The 23573-nt window shown below is 41.7% G+C and carries 25 protein-coding genes; 16 read left to right on the top strand and 9 right to left on the bottom strand.

The features are described 5' to 3' along the window. The first annotated feature begins 53 nt into the window (after nt 1-53). Genes I595_RS10260 through I595_RS10270 form a run of 3 tightly spaced genes read left to right on the top strand, consistent with a single transcriptional unit; the run spans nt 54 to nt 2392 of the window. Nucleotides 54-1385 (top strand): tetraspanin family protein, encoded by a 1332-nt coding sequence (locus I595_RS10260; RefSeq protein ID WP_054559329.1) that lies wholly within the window; start codon nt 54-56, stop codon nt 1383-1385. 3 nt (nt 1386-1388) lie between these two features. Beyond that, on the top strand, nt 1389-1748 hold the full coding sequence (locus I595_RS10265; RefSeq protein ID WP_054559330.1) for a DoxX family protein: 360 nt from the start codon (nt 1389-1391) through the stop codon (nt 1746-1748). Nucleotides 1749-1759: 11 nt separating this feature from the next. Next, on the top strand, nt 1760-2392 hold the full coding sequence (locus I595_RS10270; RefSeq protein WP_054559331.1) for an MOSC domain-containing protein: 633 nt from the start codon (nt 1760-1762) through the stop codon (nt 2390-2392). 57 nt (nt 2393-2449) lie between these two features. Here I595_RS10270 and I595_RS10275 read toward each other — a convergent pair whose 3' ends face one another. Next, nucleotides 2450-2821, bottom strand: coding sequence for a hypothetical protein (locus I595_RS10275; RefSeq protein ID WP_054559332.1), 372 nt, complete (start codon nt 2819-2821; stop codon nt 2450-2452). Between the two features lie 207 nt (nt 2822-3028). On the opposite strand from I595_RS10275, the gene I595_RS10280 reads away from it, so the two are divergent. From I595_RS10280 to I595_RS10290, 3 genes are all read left to right on the top strand, one after another. Then, nucleotides 3029-3916 carry an AraC family transcriptional regulator gene (locus I595_RS10280; protein ID WP_054559333.1) on the top strand — a complete coding sequence of 296 codons (888 nt, stop codon included), beginning with the start codon at nt 3029-3031 and terminating at the stop codon, nt 3914-3916. A gap of 1 nt (nt 3917) precedes the next feature. Further along, nucleotides 3918-4517 (top strand): alpha-ketoglutarate-dependent dioxygenase AlkB family protein, encoded by a 600-nt coding sequence (locus tag I595_RS10285; RefSeq protein ID WP_054559334.1) that lies wholly within the window; start codon nt 3918-3920, stop codon nt 4515-4517. 79 nt (nt 4518-4596) lie between these two features. Beyond that, on the top strand, nt 4597-4875 hold the full coding sequence (locus I595_RS10290) for a TIGR03643 family protein (protein WP_054559335.1): 279 nt from the start codon (nt 4597-4599) through the stop codon (nt 4873-4875). A gap of 196 nt (nt 4876-5071) precedes the next feature. On the opposite strand, the gene I595_RS10295 is transcribed toward I595_RS10290, so the two are convergent. After that, nucleotides 5072-5845: a S1/P1 nuclease gene (locus tag I595_RS10295; protein WP_054559336.1), complete on the bottom strand. Its 774-nt coding sequence runs from the start codon at nt 5843-5845 to the stop codon at nt 5072-5074. Between the two features lie 323 nt (nt 5846-6168). Between I595_RS10295 and I595_RS10300 the strand changes: the two genes are divergently transcribed. From I595_RS10300 to I595_RS10340, 10 genes are all read left to right on the top strand, one after another. Beyond that, nucleotides 6169-7029, top strand: coding sequence for an SPFH domain-containing protein (locus I595_RS10300; protein ID WP_054559337.1), 861 nt, complete (start codon nt 6169-6171; stop codon nt 7027-7029). A 3-nt stretch (nt 7030-7032) separates the two neighbouring features. Continuing rightward, complete coding sequence (locus I595_RS10305) at nt 7033-7539, top strand: hypothetical protein (protein ID WP_054559338.1); 507 nt, start codon at nt 7033-7035, stop codon at nt 7537-7539. After that, on the top strand, nt 7526-7684 hold the full coding sequence (locus I595_RS17155) for a DUF4177 domain-containing protein (protein ID WP_083467567.1): 159 nt from the start codon (nt 7526-7528) through the stop codon (nt 7682-7684). The genes I595_RS10305 and I595_RS17155 overlap by 14 nt, the downstream gene beginning before the upstream one ends. After that, nucleotides 7681-8610, top strand: a complete 930-nt coding sequence (locus tag I595_RS10310) for an alpha/beta hydrolase family protein (RefSeq protein ID WP_054559339.1) — start codon at nt 7681-7683, stop codon at nt 8608-8610. The genes I595_RS17155 and I595_RS10310 overlap by 4 nt, the downstream gene beginning before the upstream one ends. Beyond that, the gene (locus tag I595_RS17160; RefSeq protein ID WP_083467568.1) at nt 8603-8776 is read left to right on the top strand and encodes a type II toxin-antitoxin system antitoxin; all 174 of its coding nucleotides are present in this window, start codon (nt 8603-8605) and stop codon (nt 8774-8776) included. The genes I595_RS10310 and I595_RS17160 overlap by 8 nt, the downstream gene beginning before the upstream one ends. A 65-nt stretch (nt 8777-8841) precedes the next feature. After that, nucleotides 8842-11040, top strand: coding sequence for a DUF5916 domain-containing protein (locus I595_RS10315; protein WP_054559340.1), 2199 nt, complete (start codon nt 8842-8844; stop codon nt 11038-11040). A gap of 122 nt (nt 11041-11162) precedes the next feature. Further along, nucleotides 11163-13361, top strand: coding sequence for a DUF5916 domain-containing protein (locus I595_RS10320; protein ID WP_054559341.1), 2199 nt, complete (start codon nt 11163-11165; stop codon nt 13359-13361). A gap of 173 nt (nt 13362-13534) precedes the next feature. After that, the gene (locus I595_RS10325) at nt 13535-14797 is read left to right on the top strand and encodes a DUF819 family protein (protein ID WP_054559342.1); all 1263 of its coding nucleotides are present in this window, start codon (nt 13535-13537) and stop codon (nt 14795-14797) included. Nucleotides 14798-14959: 162 nt separating this feature from the next. Next, nucleotides 14960-15322 (top strand): DUF3667 domain-containing protein, encoded by a 363-nt coding sequence (locus I595_RS10330; protein WP_245628265.1) that lies wholly within the window; start codon nt 14960-14962, stop codon nt 15320-15322. A gap of 348 nt (nt 15323-15670) precedes the next feature. Beyond that, entirely contained in the window at nt 15671-16369 is a 699-nt protein-coding gene (locus tag I595_RS10340) for a DUF4369 domain-containing protein (protein ID WP_054559345.1), read from the top strand. A gap of 101 nt (nt 16370-16470) precedes the next feature. Here the strand turns inward: I595_RS10340 and I595_RS10345 are convergent, their stop codons facing one another. The 7 genes from I595_RS10345 to I595_RS10375 form a co-directional block, all read right to left on the bottom strand. Beyond that, nucleotides 16471-16743: a hypothetical protein gene (locus I595_RS10345; protein WP_054559346.1), complete on the bottom strand. Its 273-nt coding sequence runs from the start codon at nt 16741-16743 to the stop codon at nt 16471-16473. Nucleotides 16744-16771: 28 nt separating this feature from the next. Beyond that, nucleotides 16772-17740 carry a type I phosphomannose isomerase catalytic subunit gene (locus I595_RS10350; RefSeq protein ID WP_054559347.1) on the bottom strand — a complete coding sequence of 323 codons (969 nt, stop codon included), beginning with the start codon at nt 17738-17740 and terminating at the stop codon, nt 16772-16774. 13 nt (nt 17741-17753) lie between these two features. Then, nucleotides 17754-18161 (bottom strand): 6-pyruvoyl trahydropterin synthase family protein, encoded by a 408-nt coding sequence (locus tag I595_RS10355; protein ID WP_054559454.1) that lies wholly within the window; start codon nt 18159-18161, stop codon nt 17754-17756. A gap of 4 nt (nt 18162-18165) precedes the next feature. Then, nucleotides 18166-18687: an isopentenyl-diphosphate Delta-isomerase gene (gene idi, locus I595_RS10360; RefSeq protein WP_054559348.1), complete on the bottom strand. Its 522-nt coding sequence runs from the start codon at nt 18685-18687 to the stop codon at nt 18166-18168. A 66-nt stretch (nt 18688-18753) separates the two neighbouring features. Beyond that, complete coding sequence (locus tag I595_RS10365) at nt 18754-19686, bottom strand: PorP/SprF family type IX secretion system membrane protein (RefSeq protein ID WP_054559349.1); 933 nt, start codon at nt 19684-19686, stop codon at nt 18754-18756. 32 nt (nt 19687-19718) lie between these two features. Further along, complete coding sequence (locus I595_RS10370) at nt 19719-21737, bottom strand: T9SS type B sorting domain-containing protein (RefSeq protein WP_054559350.1); 2019 nt, start codon at nt 21735-21737, stop codon at nt 19719-19721. Nucleotides 21738-21766: 29 nt separating this feature from the next. Next, nucleotides 21767-23551: an autotransporter outer membrane beta-barrel domain-containing protein gene (locus tag I595_RS10375; RefSeq protein ID WP_054559351.1), complete on the bottom strand. Its 1785-nt coding sequence runs from the start codon at nt 23549-23551 to the stop codon at nt 21767-21769. Nucleotides 23552-23573: the final 22 nt, after the last annotated feature.

Below are 23573 nucleotides of genomic sequence, written 5' to 3' on the forward strand. Positions count from 1 at the left end.
GGTTTTTTTGTGCAAAAACGATATCTTGTTCATGCTGTTATCTTTAACAACCCATGAACAACGATTATAAAAGTCCTGCCTTTAGAAAGCTCCTAGACTCGCTCCAACAACAAAGTTGGGAACTAGAGCTTATTATATCGGGTTTTGCGATTTTTGGTCTTTTTACGGCATACCACCCCATATTGACCGAAATGCTCAACGCGGAAAGTAACGGACAGGTGTTTACGTTCGTCATTAATCTAGTGGCCCTTATCGCTTGCTCCATTTTAATTTTTAACCTGCTGCTCCATGTTGTTTTAAGAGGGGTCTGGATTGGGGCCTTGGGGTTGCGGTATGTATCTGGGGATATTGATTTTGAGGTATTGAAATACGGGGCACAGTTTAAAAATTATCTTAAAAAACGTATTATTTCCTTTGATCGTTACATTGCTACCTTAGAGAACTATTGCAGTGTCCTTTTTGCCCTTTCATTCCTTACCATATTCTTTGTTCTTGGTCTTACCTTAATGATTTTGGCCATTGCGCTGGTAGGTAATTTTATCATAGATAACCAAGACCTGCCCAACTGGATTTCAAACTTTGTTGGGATTCCCTTAATGGTGTTTCTTGTGGTTGGTATGCTTTTGACTTTCTTTGATTTTATAAGCCTTGGACTATTAAAGCGCAACAAATGGGTGGCTAAAATATATTTCCCGGTATATTGGGTTTTTAGCTACATCACCCTGTCCTTTTTATACAGACCCCTTCTTTATAATTTTTTGGACAATAAATTCGGGAAACGGTTAATTATGATGTTGACCCCTATTTATATTGGTATTCTACTTCTTACGGGATTGGAAGTAAGGACATCCAATTATTTTAATGCGGAGTTAAAATCAAGCGCCTTCATTGCCAATAACGAAAATTACCGTGACCTAATTACCGATACAGATGATATCCCTGCACAAATGACCATACAATCAAAGGTCATTAGGGCTCCCTATATTAATGTATTTATTGGGTATACCGAGGCTATTGAAGATAGGGTGCTCGGCTTTAATGATTCCTTAAAGCCCGAAAAAGACAGGCGCGGCCTAATATCCAACAATATTAACTTTAGTTCCAATGATTGGTTTGATCGCATAAAAAATAAGGATAGTATCAGAAAAATATACCTAAAAACCTTTAATGACATTTATTCGTTCAAAATTGATACTTTGAACATTCCGGGGAACTTTATTTTAGCCACCGATAACAAAGAACGCGTTACGTTTGAGTCCTATATTCCTATTAAAGAACTACCAGAAGGCCAACACCTGTTGCAACTGTTGCGGAAAGAAAGAAAAAAAGACACTTTTGTAGAGACGGTACGGGTAAAGATTCCTTTCTGGTACTATAAAGAATAGCGTATGATCTACCCTTGGCACCTCTACACAATGGCGGCAATGTATATTTTTGCAGGCTTCATGCATTTTATTAAACCTAAAGCCTACCTGCGTATTATGCCACGGTACCTACCCAACCCTAAAGCACTGGTTTTTTGGAGCGGGGTTGCAGAGATTTTATTGGGTATTGGTTTATGTTTTAGCCTTACAAAGAATGTGGCTATTTGGGGCATCATAGCTATGCTTCTCGTTTTTTTATTGGTTCATTTTTATATGCTTTCTGGCGAAAAGGCTTCCGCAGGCGTACCTAAATGGATTCTAGTTTTACGGATTCCACTGCAATTTGGACTCATGTACTGGGCATATGGATATTTAGCATTTTAAATTGTTTTGTGATGGAAGTTATTGCTGTTAACATAGGAGAAAAAACTAAAACGGAATGGAAAGGAAAAACCATTGAAACCGGTATTTATAAATTTCCGATATCCGGTGCCATTCACCTAGAAAAGGAAGATGTAAAGGGTGATAGTGTAGTTGATAGGAAATATCATGGTGGAGAATTTCAGGCTGCCTATTTGTTCAGTGCAGACAACTATTCCCACTACAAAGAGAAATATCCCCATTTAGAATGGGATTGGGGCATGTTCGGGGAAAATATAACCATAAAGGGGCTTAAGGAATCCCATCTGTTGGTTGGCAGCACCTACAGCTTGGGAAAAGCGCTTGTGCAAATTACACTTCCCAGGGAACCCTGCTATAAATTAGGCATACGCTTTAAAGACCAATCTGTTTTAAAGGATTTTATAGCGCACAATTGTCCAGGCACCTACGTTAAGGTGTTAGAGCCGGGTGAGGTAAAAGCAGGGGATTCCATGGTTTTGGTAAATGAAGCGATCAATTCTGTATCCATTGCTGATTTTTACCGGTTGTTGTATGCTAAAGAAAAAGACCAAAAAGTTTTACGATGCTTAATTGACCATCCTAATGTCCCAGAATCCAAACGTAAAAAACTTCAAAAATTAAGCTAAAAAAACCCCAACACAGGGTGCTGGGGCCAAACTTGAATTGATTAACTAAAAACTAGACTACTTTACTTCAATTTTTTCTGTGAATTTCTTATCGTTATCAATAACAACAACGGTATAATTGTCTTTATAAGCTTTTTCAAAATTGAAAGCTTTTTCCACAATCATTTCGCCCTTGAAGACCTCTTTAAATACCACCCTGCCTTCGCTGTCATAAATTTTAACGACAACATTCTCCTGGTCTAAATTCAAGAGATTAACAAAAACCTTTTGTCCTTTTTGCGTAAATACCGGATCTGTATTTATATGGACCAGTTTCTTCTCTACCTCAAAAGCCTTTTTTCCAAAAGTACTAACAGGTTCTTTTGCCAAGCCTACTACTGTAGTAAACATTAAGGCTGCTAAAACGGTGTTTTTCATGATTGTTTTCATAACACTTGTATTAAATGATTTGTAAAAAATTTACAGTACAAACATACCAAGAAGCTAAGTCCATTACTACGACAGTTTTATCCAATTTGTATTCTAAATTAACCCTTGACAGTCCTAAAAAAACCTTAAAGGATAATTTACAATAGATTTTGGTTAAATTTGTATTGATTGTAGCGTACCTTACTGAAATATCTTTGTAGTATGACAATGAAAAATACCACAGTGTTAAAACAAAAACCGGCCCTAGAGGCCATTGCCCCAAATTTTGGACATTCTTACACCTATAAAAGGTATGATCAAGAAAACATAAACGAGTACACCCAGTGGCACTACCATCCAGAGATAGAGCTGGTATACATTAATGGGGGTGCTGGTAAACGCCAAATCGGCAGCCATGTATCCTATTTTAGGGACGGGGATTTAATCCTTATCGGGTCCAATTTGCCCCACTGCGGATTTACGGATAAACTCACCGGAAATAAAAGTGAGACGGTGATACAAATGAAATTGGACTTTTTGGGAAATGATTTTTTTAATATCCCGGAAATGCGCCAAATCCAAAAATTATTTGAGGTCGCTAAAAGTGGCATTGCCTTTTCTGGAAAAATAAAAAAGAAGGTGGGCGAAAAAATGGAGGTGATGGAATACCAATCAGACTTTAACCGTCTTTTGAGCATTTTAAATATTCTGAACGAACTTGGGGCCACCGAAGAATATAAAATATTAAATGCCGATGGTTTTACCGTAAAAAGTGAGGTTAAGGACAATGACCGCATCAACGTAGTCTTAAACCATGTAAAAACAAATTTTAAGGATGAAATTCCATTGGAAGAGATAGCGGATAAGGTAAGCATGACGGTTCCCTCATTTTGCAGATACTTTAAAAAAATTACTGGCAAGACCTTTACCCAATTCGTTAATGAATACAGGTTGGTACATGCATCAAAACTGTTGGCAGAACAGCCCATTAGCATTACTGAGGTCTGCTACGAGAGTGGCTTTAACAATTTTTCCCATTTTAATAAATTGTTTAAGGCCTACAGCGGGCAAAACCCTTCGGAATATCGGAAACAGCTTAAAACGGTGATAGAGTAATATGGGCACCTTATTTACTGAATCACAAAAATTCAACCTCCCGGACGCTGACATTGTGTACTATCCACAATTATTTGATCAGGAAGAGGCAGATTCCCTTTTCTCACATTTAAAAAAGAGTATTGCCTGGCAACAGGATGATATTAAGGTTTTTGGAAAGGTGTATCCACAGCCTAGATTAACCGCGCTGTATGCAGCAAATGAGAAACCTTATGGGTACGCTAACATTGTCATGCAACCCAAATTATTTTCTAAGGAGTTACTGCGAATAAAAACAAAAGTGGAGGAGCACAGCCCAGTCACTTTTACGACTTGTCTCTTAAATTTATATCGGGATGGGCAAGACAGTAATGGCTGGCATGCAGATGATGAGAAGGAGTTAGGTAAAAACCCCATAATTGCCTCCGTTACCTTTGGGCAGGAACGTTGGTTTCACCTCAGGTACAAAAAGGACAAGGCCATCAAACAAAAAATACTCCTACAACATGGCAGTCTACTTCTTATGGCCGGCACAACACAGCACTTCTGGCAACATCAAATTCCAAAAACAGCTAAAAAAATTGGCGAACGCATCAACCTTACCTTTAGGGTCATCACATAATTAGGGTATCTACCAACCTACGGACGCAATGCACCTATTTGGATATCAGCTTTAGAAACATTAGTATCTTTGCAATGCTATGGACAAAGATTTTACAGAAAGGGAATTAGACCGTATAATAGAAATGGCCTGGGAAGATCGTACACCGTTTGATGCCATTACGTTTCAATTTGGTATTTCGGAACAGGAGACCATTGAAATCATGCGCAGGGAGATGAAACCCAGTAGTTTTAGGATGTGGCGTAAGCGCGTTCAGGGCCGCAGTACCAAACATGCTAAATTAAGGGGTAATGGAGTGGATCGCTTTAAATGTTCTAGACAACGGAATATTTCCGGAAATAAAATTTCCAAAAGATAACCCAAGATCCTTGGAAAAAAAATGAATCCTCATCTTTAGTGACTTGGGGATGATAGCCCTCTTCAACACCCTTTTATACCAAAACCACCAGAAGCACCATATTTGGCTTTGAAGTCCACATTTGGATGGAACGTTGACCCTAGGTAGTTATTACCGTAGGCTGTTTTGTGGACTACTAAGACAAATCAACAAACGGTTAGGAAAACAATTCGTTGAGTACCTTGGCCAGACGGAAGCCTGCCTTTTGCAACTGGGAAAACAATAGGTCATTATATTGATATCCATATTGATATCTTAAGTCCTCACCAACGCTTACGGAGGCATATACCTGAGCTGCAAGGGTATGGGATTCGTCCACCCATTCATAGATGGTGCCTTCCTGTAAGCGTTTCCTTTCTTGTTTGGACACACTCTGTTCCAGCTCATCGCCCAGCTCGTAGTACGTCATTCCGTAGGAATTGATCATGTTGCTATCCCACAGCCGGTGTAGGTTGGTGCCTTCCCCAAACCATTGAATTTGTATGTCGTTACCGCCGCGGTCCTCTGCCCTTCCCGCATGCATGGGCTGGTGCATATCTCCTATAAGATGAATCAACATTTTTAAATGGAAAACTTTGTCCTTTCGCGAGCTGGCCCCATCCAATATCACCTTTTTACAGAATTCAATACCCTGTACCACATCACCGTAGGGGCTTTTTTCAGAATCTTCATACCCCATATCCATAGGGTAGTTTACATAATGCCAAGCAGAATATTTGGAAAAACTACGGTCTGCCTTTATTTCATCCGCGTAAGTTGCCGCAAAAGCAAGTGAATGACCGTCTAAAAGATCATTTATAGCCCTTTCCGCTTTGCGGCTAAGGTGTTTTTGGGCAATATGCCCCGTAACCCGGTGTCCAGTTTTAGACCAGATTAGGTTGGCACTGCAAAAATGGCCCATAAAAAGAATGAATAACACCGCAAGTCTCATAACCTCCTATTTTGAGGGTAAAAATACCAACTTCCGCCAAAGAAAGCCTAATAGGTGTCGCAATAATATCAACCGTTGTGCATATAGAGCTCCGCTAAAAACAAATTGTAGGTTTGGTTGATGTTGAGGAATTAAAAATAGTATCACAAACCGTTTTTAAGGCTACTATTCTGATTACCAGATACATCTTAGGCTATAGCTAAGTACAGCCCACCCCAATGGCAAACATATTACAAACATGTACAACGGCTTACCTTCAAATAATTTTTTGAAAATTATATTTATAATAGTATATTTATGATATCATTTTAATATCATATGCCATGTCAAACGAAAAAACCATAACCGCCTTAAACGGCTATTTTATGCTATTTGTCTGCTTAGCACTTTTAAGTGCTGGGATTTTTATGCTGATTGAAACAGGGAACCTATGGTCCGGTAGCTTAATTTTCTTGAGCCTACTGCTATCCGCGGGCCTAGTTTTGGTCAACCCTAACAGTTCTAGGGTACTGCTACTTTTTGGGAAATACGTGGGCACCATTAAAAAGAATGGTTTGTTCTGGGTAAATCCTTTGTTCACCAAAAAGAAAATTTCTTTACGTGCCAGTAATTTTGATAGTGAAAGGTTAAAAGTGAACGATAAATTGGGGAACCCCATCATGATCAGTACCATTTTGGTCTGGCGGGTGACCGACACTTATAAAGCGGCTTTTGATGTGGACGATTATAAAAACTTTGTACGCGTACAGACCGATGCAGCCGTAAGGAAACTGGCAAGCATGTACCCTTATGATAATTTTGCGGATGAAGGTATTGAGGAAGACATCACCTTGCGATCAAGTGTGAACGAGGTTAGCGAGGCACTTGAAAAAGAGATTCAAGACCGGCTTCAAATGGCTGGTATAGAAGTGCTTGAAGCTAGGATTGGGTATTTGGCATATGCCCAAGAAATCGCTAACGCGATGCTAAAAAGACAACAGGCAACGGCCATTGTCGCCGCCAGACACAAAATTGTTGAAGGTGCGGTGAGTATGGTAGAAATGGCGTTGGACGAGCTTGGAAACAAGGGCATTGTTGATCTTGACGAAGAACGTAAAGCAGCCATGGTGAGCAATCTTATGGTGGTTTTGTGCTCGGACAAAGACGCTTCGCCCGTGCTTAACACTGGAACCTTAAACCACTAGGGTATGCGCATTTTTGAAGAAACACAGTGGTTTAACCAATGGTGGCTGCAAGTGATTAATATTGCGCTTTTGGGATTTTTGGCCTATTGTGCCTACACGTGGTATTTTGTGGGCACAGCCTCTGGCAATGTTGGTCCAAACGACTTAACCGGCCAAGTAGTTGTTCTTATTGCCGTATTGCTTAGCATAGGTCTCATCTATATTTTTAAGCTGGAAACCCGCATGGATGAACAGGGAATACACTACAGGTTTCTTCCCATCCATAGGAGTTTTAAAACCATCCGGTGGACCGATCTTGAAGAATGTTATACCAGAACTTACCGGCCCCTCACCGAGTATGGCGGTTGGGGCTATAGGTTTGGAAGAGGCAACGGAAAAGCCCTGAACGTTAAAGGAAACCAGGGCATCCAGACCAAACAAAAGAATGGGACAAAACTATTGATAGGTACGCAAAAACCGGATGATGCCCAACGCATCATTAAAAAATATTTTAGAAATGAAAGAGTATAAAGTAGTGAGTTACGCTTTAAAATTTAGCGGTAACAATCAACATTTGGAAGACATCCTTAATCAGCATGCCAGAGAAGGTTGGGTGGTTAAGGATGTTGCCGAACAAACCATGAGAATAATTTTTGAAAGGGATAAGAATAGATGAAACATATTATAGCCTTTTTACTTCTTGCGCATCTCCATAGTTTTGGTCAAGAAATCGTCTCCGAGGAAGTACATCTTGTTCATGGTGATATTGATTTGCCAGGCACCCTGAGCTATCCATCGGTAGATCATAAAGTTCCCTTGGTCCTTTTTATCCATGGATCCGGTAATATTGACAGAAATGGTAACCAAGGACCACTTGTACAGGGCAATTACATTAAATTGCTCGCAGATAGTCTCAATACCAAAGGATTTGGTTTTTACAGGTATGACAAGCGCACCTCAAACCCAGAAAACATCAAGAAACAGAACAGCATCTTACTGTTAGATTTTGTTGGGGATGCCAAGGTGGCCATAGAACAATTTGCCACCGATTCAAGATTTAGTGGCATTCATCTTATAGGGCACAGCCAGGGTTCATTGGTTGCCATGTTAGCTCTGGATAAAAACATTACCTCCTACATATCCTTGGCCGGTGCGGCAAAAACTATTGATCACCTTATCATCGATCAAATTAAACAGCAAGATAGTACACTCGCAAGCATTGCTACAAAGCATTTCCAAGAATTAAAGGCAAAGGATTCCATAGTCAATATCAATCCGTTCCTATTGTCCTTATTTGCTCCCCAAAACCAAAAATTTTTGAAAGACTGGGCAAGTTACCAACCTACAGAGATAATCAAACAACTTAAGGTACCCATTTGTATCCTCAATGGTGACAAAGACCTGCAAGTTTCCATTGGCGAGGCCCAACGGTTAAAAGCCGCAATACCGGACGCAGTGTTACACATTATCCCGAAGATGAACCATATCCTAAAACACATTGAGAATGATGCAGACAATATCACATCCTACCAAAATCCAAAATTTCCAATATCCACTACCTTGATCTCATTATTGACCGATTTTATTACCACTCATGGCTAAAAAAAAGGCTTTCGCGTTGCGGGTGAACGAGGATATGTTAAGAGCCATTGAAAAATGGGCGGCTGACGAATTTCGCAGTACCAATGGTCAAATAGAATGGATGTTGATGCAGAGTCTAAAACAGGCAAAACGCACTCCAAAACCACAAACCAAGGAAAAAGAGTAAGGCCTTTTACATTTTTTTAACGCCTATGCCCTGTATTTTTGCCATCGCATTTTATAAAACTCCCGATGGCAAGCCGTTTATTAGCTCTAATTGTATTTCTGACCGTCACACAATTAAAAGCACAGGAAACCAAAAAGTCCTTTACGGTTAAATACATAGAGGAAACCATTACGCTAGATGGGGCCTTGGACGAACCAATCTGGGAATTTGCAGAAAGTGCCAACACCTTCCAACAATATTTCCCCTCGGACTCCATTCCAGCCACCCAGACCACTATCATCAAAATGCTATATGATGATAAAAACCTATACATAGGCCTACGCATGAACGCCTTGGGGAAAGACTACATTATCCCATCTCTTGAAAGGGATTTTAGGGCAGGTGGCAACGATAATATTAGTTTAATGTTCGATACGTTTAACGACGGTACCAATGCCTTTTTATTTGGCATGAACCCCTATGGCGTAAGACGCGAGGCCCTTATCCTCAATGGAGGCGATGGAAATGGCAGCTTTACCACTTCCTGGGACGTAAAATGGAAAGGGGAGTCCAAAATCTATGACAAGTATTACACGGCGGAAATGATTATTCCCCTAACCTCCTTTAAATTCCGGGAAGGGGAAACAAAATGGCGATTCAATAGCTATCGTTTTGATATGCAGGCCAATGAACGCAGCACATGGATAAAAATCCCACAGAACCAAGTGATTTTTAATCTTGCCTTTATGGGAGATATGGTGTTTGAGAAACCGCTTGGCAAATCCAGAACCCCGCTGGCACTCATTCCTTACGTAAATACGCTTTCCGCAAAGGATTTTGAGACCGGTGAATCTATTAACACCCTTAAAGTAGGCGGTGACGCCAAAGTTGCCATTGGCAATGGAATGAATTTGGATATTACCGTAAACCCAGATTTTTCTCAGGTAGAAGTGGATAATTTTATCACTAACCTAACGCGGTTTGAGATTGGATTACCGGAACGAAGGCAATTTTTCATTGACAATAACGATCTTTTTGGAAATTTTGGAGGAGGACGTGACGCCAACCCATTTTTTTCTAGAAGGATAGGCATCGCAAGGGATACCGCCGGCAACACCATTGAAAACCGCATTTTGGCAGGGGTTCGATTGAGCGGAAAAATCAACAACAATCTTCGCCTGGGATTTTTGAACATCCAGACCGAGGAGGATGCCGAAAATGGCATAGCCTCCAATAATAATATGATGTTTAGCCTACAACAAAAGGTTTTTGCGCGGTCTAACATCAGTGCCTTTTTTATTAACCGCCAAAGTTTTAATGCACCCGATTTTCTGGACTCCTCAGAAGCGTATAATCGCGTTATGGGTATTGACTATAACTTAGCCTCTGCCGATAACACCTGGATAGGGAAGTTTTATGCCCATAAATCCTTTCAACCAGACGATAATGAAGGTAATTATTCCTTAGGGGCCTTTGCCGGCTATAATTCAAGATTTTATGGGGCCTTTTTGGATTTGGTCTATATAGACGAGGAGTTCACCTCCGATCTTGGCTTTATCCCTAGAAAAGATATATTTAAAAGTGCCATGAGCCTTAGTAGAACGTTTTGGCCTAAGGACAGTAAAATAAACAACCATGGATTCCAAGCCTTTGGTGTATATACATGGAGGCCGGGTTTGGACATGCGGCAGACCGATCACCAAATAAACATTGGATGGGGCGCAGAATTTACCAGTTTGGATGAACTGTCCATTGGATACTCCAACGATTTTATTTTTTTAACAGAACCATTTGACCCAACTGGTACTGCCGGTGCGGCGGAACTACCGGCCAATGTTGGTTATTACTTTAATAGTTTTGGTGCCGAATTTAGATCGGATAGACGAAAAATATTTTCCTATTCCCTTGAGCCCACCATAGGGCAATTCTTTAACGGAGAGCGATATTCCATGGAAGCTAGTGCCAACCTTAGAATACAGCCTAGGTTTAACTTTGGGTTTGACGTGCGTTTTGATAGAATTCAACTTCCCCAACCTTTTGCAAGTGCAGATATATGGCTGCTAAGCCCAAATTTTGATGTCACATTTAGCAAGTCCATTTTTTGGTCCACCTTGGTCCAATATAGCAACCAAAGGGATAATTTAGGCATTAACAGCCGCTTACAATGGCGCTTTGCCCCACTATCAGACTTATTTGTTGTGTATAACGACAATTATTTCGTGAATTCATTTGCACCCAGGAGTCGCTCCATCAATTTAAAATTGACGTACTGGTTGAATATTTAATCCCTTTAACCCCTACTTTAACCAGAACATATACGTCGTTTAACCCATAGCAAATCACGTTCAGGTTATTTTATGATTTTCTTAACTATACGACCTTTACTTTTGTTGGACTAATATAGTGCATGGCCAACCGTTACTTTTTTTTATGGACTTTCCTCGTTGCCCTTGGTCTAGCAGCGCAGGACGCTCCCAAATCGTTTACGGTTAAATTCATTCAAGAAGAAATCAACATAGACGGTAAGCTAGATGAACCTATTTGGGAAATCGCAGAAAGCGCCAATAACTTCCAACAGTATTTCCCATCCGATTCCATTCTGGCCATACAACAGACCGACATAAAAATGCTGTATTCCGAGTCTACCCTGTACATAGGGATTACGCTGTTTACCGAAGGCGACGACTACGTAGTACCTTCTTTGGAGCGCGACTTTAGGGCGGGCGGCAGCGATAACATAAGCATCCTCTTTGATACCTTTAATGATGGAACCAACGCCTTCCTTTTTGGTTCCAATCCTTACGGGGTAAGACGGGAAGCGTTAATTTCCGGAGGGGGTTTTGACTTAAGCGGCTTCACCACTTCATGGGATGTAAAATGGCGCGGAGAGTCACAAATTTATGATGGGTACTATGTTACGGAATGGGCCATACCCTTAACCTCCTTTAAGTTCAATGAAGGCGAGACCAAATGGCGGATGAACAGTTATAGATTTGATACCCAGACCAATGAAACCAGTACTTGGGCAGAAATTCCCCAAAACCAGCTCATTTTTAATTTGGCGTTCATGGGTGACATGGTTTTTGAGAAACCACTGGGAAAATACCGCACACCATTTGCACTTATTCCCTACACCAATGGGGTCAGCGCCAAGGATTTTGAAACTGGGGATAACCTAAACACCCTCAACTTTGGTGCGGATGCTAAAATATCCGTTGGGAACAGTTTAAATTTAGACCTTACCTTAAATCCAGATTTCTCCACGGTGGAGGTGGATAACTTTATCACCAATCTCACTAGGTTTGAAGTTGCCCTCCCGGAAAGGAGGCAATTTTTTGTGGACAACAACGACCTTTTTGCCAGTTTTGGTAACAGCCGTGATTCCAATCCCTTTTTTTCCAGACGTATTGGCATTGCCGAGGATGCAGACGGGGAAACCATAGAGAACGGCATTATTGGTGGAATGAGGTTAAGTGGAAAATTAAATGAGGATTGGCGGCTGGGCTTTTTAAACCTGCAGACCGAAGAAGACCTACAAAATGAAATTGCCAGCAATAACAATACAGTCCTTGCCTTGCAGAAAAAACTGTTTTCCAGGTCTAACCTAAGTTTCATCTTTGTGAATAGACAGACCTTTAAAGACTATGACTTTGTGGAAGAAACAGACCGTTACAATAGGGTGGTTGGTTTGGACTACAACTTGGCCTCGTCCGACAACACCTGGGTAGGCAAATTCTTTTACCACAAATCCTTTGCCAAAGACATTGGTAATGATGACAGCTCTGGCGGTGTTGATCTACAATATAATTCCAGACATGTTAATTTTGGTTTGCGGGGCAATTATGTGGGAAACGACTTTAGGTCTGACCTTGGTTTTGTAAGAAGGCGCGATATCATCGCCGCCAGACCCTTTGTAGAATATAATTTTTGGCCAAAAAAAGGGAAGATCAATACCCATGGGTTTCGGTTTAGCCCCAACGCCATCTGGAGGCCTACCCTAGACTACCAAAATACGGATTATGTCATGTTCAGCTCTTGGGGGGCAGAATATAAGGAACAGCAACAAATTTCCTTTAACATGTTCAACCGGTTCACTTTTCTAACGGATCCGTTTGACCCCACGGGTACCGAGGGCGCATTGGAACTTCCGGCGGACACCGGGTATTATTACACCTCATTCGAAGCGGAATTTGAGTCGGATCGCAGAAAAGTGTTTTCATACTCCGCAGCACCACAATATGGAGACTTCTATAACGGCAAACGCTTCTCTTTTGAGGGCGATATGAGCCTACGCTTGCAACCTAAGGTGTTTTTATCGTTAAACGTTAATTATGATCGCATACAATTGCCCAACCCATTCCCCAGTGCAAACTTGTGGCTCATAAGCCCCCGCATCAACATTACCTTTAACAAAGCTATCTTCTGGTCCACTTTGGTACAGTACAGCAACCAACGGGACAACCTTGGGTTTAATTCTAGGCTACAATGGCGCTTTGCGCCATTATCAGACCTGTTTATCGTGTACAACGATAATTATTTTGTGGAATCCTTTGCTCCCAGAAGCAGGTCCATCAACCTAAAATTCACCTATTGGTTAAACATTTAAGGTCCGGCCGCGTGGATGGTAAGGCGTGATACCTTAGGCTAAGTACTCCTTTTCTAATTTCCGGTCCCTTTAACTTACAAATTCAGTTTTTTACCCCTTAACCTTGTCAGAAGTAACCCAAAGCTAAAAATCGATTATTCTTTTTTACCTTAGGCAGACTAAAACCAACTACAATGAATCAACTGCCTTTAACGGAGGATACGGTAATTTTTGGCCTTTTGGCACTGTGTCTAGGTTTTGTTTTCCTCACCTCTTCCAGGAAGACCGGTTTTTGGAAAAAATTCTACGGGATTGTTCCCACGGTACTCATGTGCTACTTACTTCCGTCCATTCTGGCCAGTATTGGTATCATAGATGAAAAAAGCTCACATACCTATTATATTGCCAGTAGGTATTTATTGCCGGCCGCGTTGATTTTAATGACGTTGAGCATAGATTTAAAAGCCATTGCCAATTTGGGCTCCAAGGCCTTAATTATGTTTTTGACCGGCACTGTTGGTATTATCATTGGTGGACCACTGGCGATTTTATTGGTTTCTTTGGTGTCACCAGAGACTGTTGGAGGTGCTGGTTTTGATGCGGTCTGGAGGGGCCTTGCCACCATTGCCGGTAGTTGGATCGGGGGTGGGGCCAACCAAGCGGCCATGTTAGAGGTATTTGAGTTTAATCAGGAAAAATACGGAGGCATGGTCTTGGTGGATATTGTGGTTGCCAATATTTGGATGGCCATTGTCTTGCTTGGTGTTGGCAAAACCAAAAAGATTGATGCTTGGTTACAAGCAGATACCTCTTCCATTGAAAAATTAAAGACCAAGGTAGCTGCCCATGCAGAAAAAACAGCAAGAATACCAAGCCTTCATGATTATATGGCCCTGCTTCTTTTTGCATTTGCAGGGGTAGGTTTGGCACATTTCCTTGGCCATCATTTTGCGGAATTTTTAGAAACGAATTTTGAGGTGATAAGCAACAAGGAAAAAGCGCTGTCTTCCTTGGGGTCCAAGTTCCTTTGGATGGTGGTGGTCGCCACGGCCATTGGTATTGGCCTTTCTTTCACCAAGGCAAAAAATTACGAGGGTGCGGGAGCCAGCAAATTGGGCAGCGTTTTTATTTATATTTTGGTGGCCACCATAGGGATGAAGATGGACCTAGCAGCAGTTTTGGAAAACCCTGGGCTTATAGCTATTGGGCTTATTTGGATAAGTATCCATGCCGTACTCCTCATCATTGTGGCAAAAATCATCAAAGCACCCTTTTTCTTTCTGGCCGTTGGTAGCCAAGCCAATGTTGGTGGGGCGGCATCGGCACCTGTGGTAGCGGCAGAATTTCATCCCGCATTAACGTCCGTAGGAATCCTATTGGCAGTTTTTGGCTATGTAGTTGGTACGGGCGGTGCTTATTTATGCGCCTTATTAATGGAAGTAGCCTCTAGCTTTTAAACCTATGGAAGGAGAAAAAGGGATGTACTGCAAGAACTGCAACAGTAGGTTACGAGGCGCGTTTTGTGGGTCATGTGGCCAAATGCCCGTGTATCAAAACTTACCGTACAAACATTTTTTACAGAGCTTCAGGAGAGCATTCTCCAGATAGACCGTGGGTTTTTGTTCACGATAAAAGAATTGTTTATCCGCCCAGGAAACGCCATTAGGGATTTTATCCAAGGAAAACGAAAGAATTATTTTAAACCCGTTGCCTACGCATTTACGTTGTCAACATTATATTTTCTGGTCACCAGGCTCATAGAAATCAATACCCCGATTCATGATTTGCTTAACGGGTATTCAGCAGGATACGCAGAGGGATGGAACAACCAAAAGGGCGAAGCTGTTGGTACGGCTTTCTTTCAGCTTATAATGGATAACTACCCTTACGCCGTATTACTGTTTCTTCCCTTTTTACGCCGGTGCATCCAAACTTGCGTTTATCGATATAGCACACAACTATTTGGAACATTTGGTGATTAACTGTTTTATCCTAGGTCAGCAGGCCCTTATCTACTCGGTTTTTTCAATTCCAATGTTTTTTATGGATGGTGTTTATTATTACGAATTGTTGCCATTTATGGCTGCAGTTCTGTATGCGAGGTTTGCCTTTGTGACCTTCTTTAATGTCTTGGCAACATGGAAGGCGATACTTAGGGTGATACTCTGCTATGTGATACTGGGGGTTTTCCTTCAACTTTTCTTGATGATCGGCCTTGCCGTTTCTAAGATCATTGAAAGTCTATAATTTCATTTGAATCCTGCAATTTTATAAAAATTGACAGCCGTAATACCAAAGAAAACCGATATTTGCCCTGCTAAACTTTAAGGATGAAAAAAATTGCAGTTTTAATCACCGTAATGCTCACCATAACTGCCTGCAAAAAGGACTTGAGTAAAAGCATGATTGTAAAAGGTGATATCGCCGGACTAAAAAAAGGCACCCTTTACCTACAACGTGTCCAAGATTCTACCTTGGTCAACATAGACTCGGTTCAATTACGGGGAGATGGTAATTTTGAGTTTATTTATGATATTGACAGCCCTGAAATTTTTTATTTATTTCTGGATAAGGCCGATAACAACGACGTGAACGACAGGATAACTTTTTTTGGGGAACAGGGTGAAATCAGCGTTGCCACCAATTGGAATACCATAGATACGGAGGCCAAAGTTTCTGGTTCCAATTCACATGACACCTATACCCAATTTAACCAGATGCTATCCAGATTTAATATGAGGGAACTAAGCCTTGCCCAGTTGACCATAACGGACGATACGGAAGCCCAGCAAGAAAAAATAGATTCTGTAAATCAGTTATTGAACAAAAACCTCCTCAGACGTTATCAGTACGTCCTAAATTTTGCCCTTACGAAGCCAGACAGTTACGTTACCCCATACGTTGCACTTACTGAAGCTGCCAACGCAAATCCAAAATACCTGGATTCCATTTATAACGCATTGACTCCCAAAGTGGCATCATCCAAATACGGTAAGCAACTTAAAAAGTACCTTGCAGAATTGAAATAGTGGATAACCATCACAAATGAGATGTACTAGAAAAAGTTAGAAGGGATAGGGAGCCGGAGTCCGTTTTAACATGCTCATCGTGTAAGACCCTATTGGGAACGCTAGGCTGCCAATTTATTCAATTTTTCAATAAGGACGGTTGCCTTTTCCTCTAACTCCTTACGGACCGTCTTAAAGTGAGCCTTTTTACTGCCTTCTACTTTTTGGTTTACTTTATCCATTAAGCCATCAAAAACCGTAATTGCTTCCTCAATAATGGCGTTCCCGTCCGCTGAATTGGTGTTGCCACTATCGGCCTCCCAGATATAAACCGCTTCAATAATATCACCCAAAACAAAATTGATATCTTTTTTTAAATCGCGAATACTAGCCATAGGTCTAAATTTTCAACAAAAATAAGCTTTAAATAGTAACTTCAAGTAGTGTGCTTGCCGTTGTTTTTAGCGTTAAGGTCTTCGTAAGGGCAGGAACCAAAGTGGTCTCCCCCTTATTTAATACTACGGCTCCAAATTCCGTTTCCACGCTTGCCGCTCCTTCCACGCACATGAGTATGGTAAATGAATCCCGGTTGGCAATATCCCTGGTCATATCTTTGGTGAGTGACAGCACATCAGTTTTAAAGTAGGGACAATGTACCATTTTGTGGGTCAAATCTTTTTCCCGTGGATAATCCACCTTAAAATCGTCCTTTTTGGTGTAGTCTATAGCATCCAAGGCTAAATCTGTATGTAACTCCCGTAATTGGCCATTCTTATCTTTCCGATTAAAATCAAATACGCGATAAGTAACGTCAGAGGTCTGTTGAATTTCTGCCAACAGCACCCCGCCACCAATGGCATGGATTTTCCCTGTGTTGATAAAAAAGGTATCCCCTTTAGCTACCTCTTCATAATTCAAAAGGTCCAACAACGTATTTTGGGCCAAACTATCTTGATATTCCCCCTTGGTAACCTCCTTGTTAAAACCTACGATCAATTTTGCCCCGGGATCTGCGTCCATGACATACCACATCTCTGTTTTCCCAAAAGAGTCATGTCTTTCCTTGGCTAATTTATCATTGGGGTGCAATTGAATGGAAAGGTCCTGTTTGGCATCAATAAATTTTATCAAGATTGGGAAATCGGTTCCAAAACGTTTATACACTGCGTCTCCCAAAAGCTTCCCTTTATGTAAATTGATCAACTCCTGTAACGAAGTGCCGGCAAAGGGACCATTTTCCACGATGGACACATCACCCTTTACCGCAGATAGCTCCCAGCTTTCACCGGTAATATCGCTAGTGCTTGGTTTATGCAATACGTCTTTTAGTTTGGTTCCTCCCCACAACCGTTCTTTAAGAATAGGGGTGAATTTTAAAGGGTATAAGCTCATAACTGTTCATTCATTAACCTGAATAGGTAACGAAATTACGAGGGGTTTCGTACAAGACCACTTCAATATCTTTGTCGGCATCAATATGCTTGCGAAGCTTATCATATATGACCACTGCGATATTCTCTGCGGTAGGATTTAAGTTTTTAAAATCCGGAACGTCCATGTTCAGGTTTTTGTGGTCAAAAGCTTCTTCCACCTCCTCCTTGATCAAATCCTTTAACACCTTCATATCCATAACATACCCTGTTACTTCATCTATTTCGCCGGTAACGCTTACGATCAGATCATAATTATGGCCGTGAAATCTTGGATTGTTGCATTTGCCAAACACTTCATTGTTTTTCTCAAAGCTCCAATCTGGACGGTATAATCTGTGGGCGGCGTTAAAATGTGCCTTCCTACTAACTTTAACTCTCATTTTTTTATTCTTTTTCAATCAAGTGTTCATAAAAACGTTCAAAGATAATTTTGAACCAGGCCGTGTAATTGTTGGGATGTAAGGCAATATCTTGCTTAATATCCCGCGGATGCATCCACTTCCAATCTTCTACCTCATCCGTATTGATTTTTGGTTCTCCATCAAACCTTCCCATCATCACATGATCGTACTCATGTTCCGTTAGGCCATTATCAAAAGGGGCTTTGTACATAAATGAAAAGAGCTCGGTAAGTTCCGTGACAAAACCCATTTCCTCCATTAACCTCCGTTTTCCTGCATCGATATTGGTTTCCCCGTCCCGTTGGTGACTACAGCAGGTGTTGGTCCATAATAAGGGGGAGTGGTATTTATGGGCAGCTCGTTGCTGTAACATGGTCTCCCCTTTTTCATTCATCACAAAAACCGAAAATGCCCGATGCAGCACTGCTTTTTCATGTGCCTCCATCTTGGGCATTAAACCAATTTGCCGATTTTCCGTATCGACAAGGATAACTTTCTCTTCCATAGAGCAAAAATATGACCTTTACCCCACTTGGTTTGCCAAAGAGTTTATAAATAATCCAAGAATATTCTAGAAGAAACGCGGTGATTTTAAATTGCCTATAGCGCGTATAAAATCATACCTAAGCACCACCTCAAAAGAACCGTCATTGAAGGTAGTACCACCTAGCGCCGTGGTTTCCCTGTCATAGGCGACACCGATCAACAATTGATCGCTCACCTGAAAACCAAACATGCCACTGACAGCGGCATCCCAACGGTAGGCAGCTCCCAAAATAAATTTTTCATTGAACAAAAAATTGGCAGAGGCATCTACCTGTAACGGAGCACCTTGAACCATCTTTGTCAACAAGGCAGGCTTAAATTTTAAAAAAGGGTTTAAATCCCAAACATAACCGGTGATAAAGTACCAGTTCATCTGCTCACGGGCCACGGAGAGCGTGGATTCTTGAAAATGCTCCGTCTCCAACAATCTTGGGATGGACAAACCAGCGTAGAAACGATCTGTATGGTAGTATACCCCTGCACCAAAATTTGGGGAAAAACGGTTGTCAATATCCATTTGTAAGGTACCATCCATCCCTTGGGTATTATCCACGGTTAGCTCGGAAAAGCGAATATCCAACAGATGGGCGCTAGCTTTAAAACCAAAACTTAATTTGCCCTCATAACCTGTAGGGATAGTATAGGATAAATCTAGGTCTATATTTTGTTCCGACGTTGGCCCAATAACATCATTCACAAATGATACTCCAACACCAACGCCACGGATGGATAATGGGGTATGGATATTAAAGGTTTGCGTAACCGGAGCTCCTTCTAGACCTACCCATTGCGAGCGATAAAGCCCGCCGATGCTCATGTGCCCCCTAGAACCTGCATAGGCAGGGTTAACACTTACCGTGTTATACATGTATTGGGTGTACTGGGCATCTTGTTGTGCCAAAGCACTTTGGCTACCGACCAACACTATAAATAGCAACAAGGTGAAATATTTTGTCATCATAAATTTCTGTTTCCCCATGAGGTCACCTCTTATAGATTGATGTAGATATAACCTGATTCTTGGCGCGTAAAGCCAGTTTCATCTTCATATTCAATGATATAGAAGTAGGTTCCCACAGGTAGTTTGTTGTCTTTATCCACGGTGACCCTACCTTGAGAGGTACCATCAAAAACATTACCAGCAGTGCCGTATGCCTTGGTAACAAAGACCAATACCCCCCAACGATTGAATATTTTGACCGTATTGTTTGGGAAATTCTCAATATTCTCAATCCTTAGCTCATCATGTATGCCGTCATTATTAGGTGTGACCACATTGAATACCGTTATTCTGGAATCCGTTGTTGGAATTAAATCACTGTCCAAATAGTCTGGTGTTCCGTCATTATCTGCATCATCATTGGCAAAATCACCATCCGAGTTATTGTCCTCATCAATGGTTTCAATCCCATCTCCATCATCATCGGTATCCCTATAATCCGGAATATCATCATTATCAGTATCGGGTAAATCAGTTAATGGATCATCTATTTCATCGTTAACGTCCACATCATTGGTCTCAGCACCTTCGTAACCGTCGTCCAGGCCATCATTATCTTCATCGTTCCCGGTAAACACCCTATCTGGCAGACCATCTTGGTCAAAATCATGGGCTTCTATATTGTCTGGAACGCCATCATCATCGCTATCTTCGTCCACATAGTCCGGAATACCATCACCGTCTGTATCAACGGGGATAATACCAATAGTACCGTCTACTTCATAAGCATCGTCTATACCGTTCCCGTTAACATCTTCGCCACTTGGTGGAATATAACCTGCAGTGGTCTGTGCCTCCACATTATCCGGGATACCGTCATTATCGCTGTCAATATCCAAATAATCTGGAACACCATCTCCGTCGGTATCCGTTGGGTTGGTTGCTGGGTCATTATCCCCATCAACATTTAAATCCTCAAAACTATCGGCAATACCGTCGCCATCACTATCTAAATCCGCATTGGCAGAAACAATTATGGTCACGACGGCCGTATCACAATTACCCAAATCGTCACAAATGGTATACTCAAAATTATCCGTTCCTTCAAAGCCAGGGTTTGGGGTATAGGTAACCACATCATCAGATGGATCATTGGGCGTACCGTTATCATCATAGTTTACGGTGCCATTGGCAGGGTCCGTATTGGTAAAAGTTCCGCTGGTTGGGAGGTCATTATCGTTTAAGCTCCAAGGTACGGCAACGGTTTCACCTATATTTGTGGCAACACTATCGTCAATGGTATCCACAATGGGCAATACATCTATGGTTACCGTTGCTGTACTACAATCCCCTGCACTATTGCACACCGTATAGTCAAAAGTATCGGTACCGTTAAAATCTGGATTTGGGGTATAGGTTACAATATCATCGGATGGATCATTTGGTGTACCGTTGTCATCAATGGTAATAGTTCCATTGGCCGGATCTGTAGTTTCTAGGGTGCCTACGGTAGGTATATCCGTATCATTATCAAAAATGGGAACCAGGACAGAATCGTCTTCATTCACCGTAACAACATCATCCACAAGGTTGGCCGCTTGGTTTAAGCAGACCACGGTAAACCTTGGTAGGGCAATGGAGTTCCCAGCCTTTACAATGGTGGCCACATAACGTTCCACCGCTTGCGTGGCAGTAACCGTTGGTTGCTGTTGATCACCAGTTAATGGGGGTGACCAACTAACCGTTGCGTTTGCCGGAACATTGGCAGATATATCCAAAGTAACCTCATTGTCAGGTGCGTTGCAATTGGTGAGGATAAAATAGCCTGTTGCGTTGGATCCGCAAAGGGTACCATCATACGTGGCAAAATAGACCCCAGGTTGGGTGGCTTCGTAAAAAGAATCCGTTCCCAGTACATTTGCGGTATCAGAGGCTTCAAACCACTGGTAGTTGTTCTCATCCCCACTACTGGGCGCCTGCAATAAAAACTGGGCATTGGAAACAAATGTCCCTAACACTGTAAAAACAATACTAAGAACCAGGGTTTTATATGTAGTGATATGTTTCAAATCGATTTGAGGTCGTTGTTGTGATTAAATTATTTTACTACGAATACAACATTGATCAATGCATTGTAATCCGCAGGTGAATTGTAGATGCGATAGGTTAAAATACCATTGGCATCTATGCTCATATTCAATACGTTGGTACCATCCCCAAAAACATCCGGATCGGCAAATGTGACATGATAATCTAGTTCCGTAGCTGCATACGTAGGTATAGTGCCAGCACTACTGACAACGGGAGAACCAAATTGCGCGATGTACTGTGCATGCAAATCAATTGTTCTATTTGTTGCAGGGTCTGGTGTTGAAGCATCTATTGCGATGGATGGTGGATAAAATACTTTTGAAGCTTTTAAAGAGTTTACTTTTCTTAGATTTCCATTAGCATCAGCGGAGACCAATTGGTCCGTATCAGCACTTGCCGGTAACGTTCGTACTCTTGCGTTGCCATTTACATCTAGCCGTGCCGCAGCATTGGTAATACCGATACCCACGTTACCGTTATTGGCACTTGAACCAATGGACATACGTGTATCTGAAAAGTCAGTTAAAAACTGTATTCCTCCCGTTCCATTGTTTTGGATTTGAACGTCGCCATCAGCACCCGATAACCTACGAATCCTAAAACTACGGTCTACGCCATCTTCTGCATGAAAATCCAAGAAGGAAGTTCGATCGCCAGTTCCCAACTCACCAATTTCTATAGCATTTGAAGTATTGATACCTCCCGATACCGATAAAGTTGCCGTAGGTGCGTTTGTACCAATTCCTACCCTATTATTATCACCACTTACCACCAAGGTGTTGGCGTCAAAATTTAGGTCAAAATTGTTTTGGGTCACTGTTCTATCGCCAGTTAGGGTGCCATCTGCCGTATACATGTTATCTCCAGCAGTGGCGGCTAGTTCGGCCAAAGCTCCTTCAACATCCGCAGCGGTAAAGTTTCCTCCGGCATCCGTGATGCTTACCTCGGCCGCCGTCTGATCGTCCGAACCCAATCCATCAGCGGCAACTTCTATAACATCACCATCTGCCTCTACACCTAGAATTTGAGTAAGGGTTCCCGCATTGGTACCACTGCCATAATCATGTAAGCGTACCGTTCCATCATTTTTAAAGGTAGCCGTTTCACCAAGCAATGTGGGGTCTGTTTCATTGCCAATGGTGGCAATGCTCAACGATTCTCCAATTCCTCCACCTTCGCTTTGATTACGGTGAAAAATAGTTGCACCATATGCAAGGCCTGCATTTTGAAATCCTATACCAGTCTCAAGGGCATTGTCCGTTCTGCGAATGGATATTGTATGTCTATTGCCTTGATCAGTATCAAGCTGTAGACCCCTGGCCAAACCAGTGCCAACATTATTAATATGTAATTTTGAGTTTGGATTCACCAAACCAATACCAACCCTATCGTTATCACCACTTACCACCAAGGTGTTGGCATCAAAATTGAGGTCGAAATTGTTCTGGGTAACCGCTCTATCACCAGTTAGAATACCATCTATAGTATAGATATTATCCCCGAAGCCAGTTATGGTAGAAAGGTCTACACTATTACCGTTTGAAATTTCCAGGTTAGCGGAATTCAATGTAAGTTGTTGACTATCCGTATTGGTGACCCAGCCCGAACTGGTATAGGTGTATATCCGTTGTTCATCCGTGTTAAACACAGAAGATCCAACATAAACCCCGGTTGCACCGTTCATTTCGGCTGTAGTTAGGTTAGGCAAACTTGGAAGCGAAGTACCCTCAATCTGTGCACTTGCCGAGACACCAACAATAAACAACCCAATAGCTATTATTACTCTTTTCATTCTTTTAGACTGTGGTTAGTTT

The sequence above is a fragment of the Croceitalea dokdonensis DOKDO 023 genome, assembly GCF_001306415.1.
Lineage (GTDB): Bacteria > Bacteroidota > Bacteroidia > Flavobacteriales > Flavobacteriaceae > Croceitalea > Croceitalea dokdonensis.

What these genes read in the sequence shown, in the direction of transcription:
- I595_RS10285 (WP_054559334.1), top strand. Translation starts at nt 3,918, where the DNA reads ATGGGCACCTTATTTACTGAATCACAAAAATTCAACCTCCCGGACGCT.
- I595_RS17155 (WP_083467567.1), top strand. Translation starts at nt 7,526, where the DNA reads ATGAAAGAGTATAAAGTAGTGAGTTACGCTTTAAAATTTAGCGGTAAC.
- I595_RS10315 (WP_054559340.1), top strand. Translation starts at nt 8,842, where the DNA reads ATGGCAAGCCGTTTATTAGCTCTAATTGTATTTCTGACCGTCACACAA.
- I595_RS10375 (WP_054559351.1), bottom strand. Translation starts at nt 23,551, where the DNA reads ATGAAAAGAGTAATAATAGCTATTGGGTTGTTTATTGTTGGTGTCTCG.
- I595_RS10355 (WP_054559454.1), bottom strand. Translation starts at nt 18,161, where the DNA reads ATGAGAGTTAAAGTTAGTAGGAAGGCACATTTTAACGCCGCCCACAGA.
- I595_RS10260 (WP_054559329.1), top strand. Translation starts at nt 54, where the DNA reads ATGAACAACGATTATAAAAGTCCTGCCTTTAGAAAGCTCCTAGACTCG.
- I595_RS10275 (WP_054559332.1), bottom strand. Translation starts at nt 2,821, where the DNA reads ATGAAAACAATCATGAAAAACACCGTTTTAGCAGCCTTAATGTTTACT.
- I595_RS10270 (WP_054559331.1), top strand. Translation starts at nt 1,760, where the DNA reads ATGGAAGTTATTGCTGTTAACATAGGAGAAAAAACTAAAACGGAATGG.
- I595_RS10340 (WP_054559345.1), top strand. Translation starts at nt 15,671, where the DNA reads ATGAAAAAAATTGCAGTTTTAATCACCGTAATGCTCACCATAACTGCC.
- idi (WP_054559348.1), bottom strand. Translation starts at nt 18,687, where the DNA reads ATGGAAGAGAAAGTTATCCTTGTCGATACGGAAAATCGGCAAATTGGT.
- I595_RS10265 (WP_054559330.1), top strand. Translation starts at nt 1,389, where the DNA reads ATGATCTACCCTTGGCACCTCTACACAATGGCGGCAATGTATATTTTT.
- I595_RS10320 (WP_054559341.1), top strand. Translation starts at nt 11,163, where the DNA reads ATGGCCAACCGTTACTTTTTTTTATGGACTTTCCTCGTTGCCCTTGGT.
- I595_RS10290 (WP_054559335.1), top strand. Translation starts at nt 4,597, where the DNA reads ATGGACAAAGATTTTACAGAAAGGGAATTAGACCGTATAATAGAAATG.
- I595_RS10345 (WP_054559346.1), bottom strand. Translation starts at nt 16,743, where the DNA reads ATGGCTAGTATTCGCGATTTAAAAAAAGATATCAATTTTGTTTTGGGT.
- I595_RS17160 (WP_083467568.1), top strand. Translation starts at nt 8,603, where the DNA reads ATGGCTAAAAAAAAGGCTTTCGCGTTGCGGGTGAACGAGGATATGTTA.
- I595_RS10295 (WP_054559336.1), bottom strand. Translation starts at nt 5,845, where the DNA reads ATGAGACTTGCGGTGTTATTCATTCTTTTTATGGGCCATTTTTGCAGT.
- I595_RS10310 (WP_054559339.1), top strand. Translation starts at nt 7,681, where the DNA reads ATGAAACATATTATAGCCTTTTTACTTCTTGCGCATCTCCATAGTTTT.
- I595_RS10325 (WP_054559342.1), top strand. Translation starts at nt 13,535, where the DNA reads ATGAATCAACTGCCTTTAACGGAGGATACGGTAATTTTTGGCCTTTTG.
- I595_RS10305 (WP_054559338.1), top strand. Translation starts at nt 7,033, where the DNA reads ATGCGCATTTTTGAAGAAACACAGTGGTTTAACCAATGGTGGCTGCAA.
- I595_RS10350 (WP_054559347.1), bottom strand. Translation starts at nt 17,740, where the DNA reads ATGAGCTTATACCCTTTAAAATTCACCCCTATTCTTAAAGAACGGTTG.
- I595_RS10280 (WP_054559333.1), top strand. Translation starts at nt 3,029, where the DNA reads ATGAAAAATACCACAGTGTTAAAACAAAAACCGGCCCTAGAGGCCATT.
- I595_RS10365 (WP_054559349.1), bottom strand. Translation starts at nt 19,686, where the DNA reads ATGACAAAATATTTCACCTTGTTGCTATTTATAGTGTTGGTCGGTAGC.
- I595_RS10300 (WP_054559337.1), top strand. Translation starts at nt 6,169, where the DNA reads ATGTCAAACGAAAAAACCATAACCGCCTTAAACGGCTATTTTATGCTA.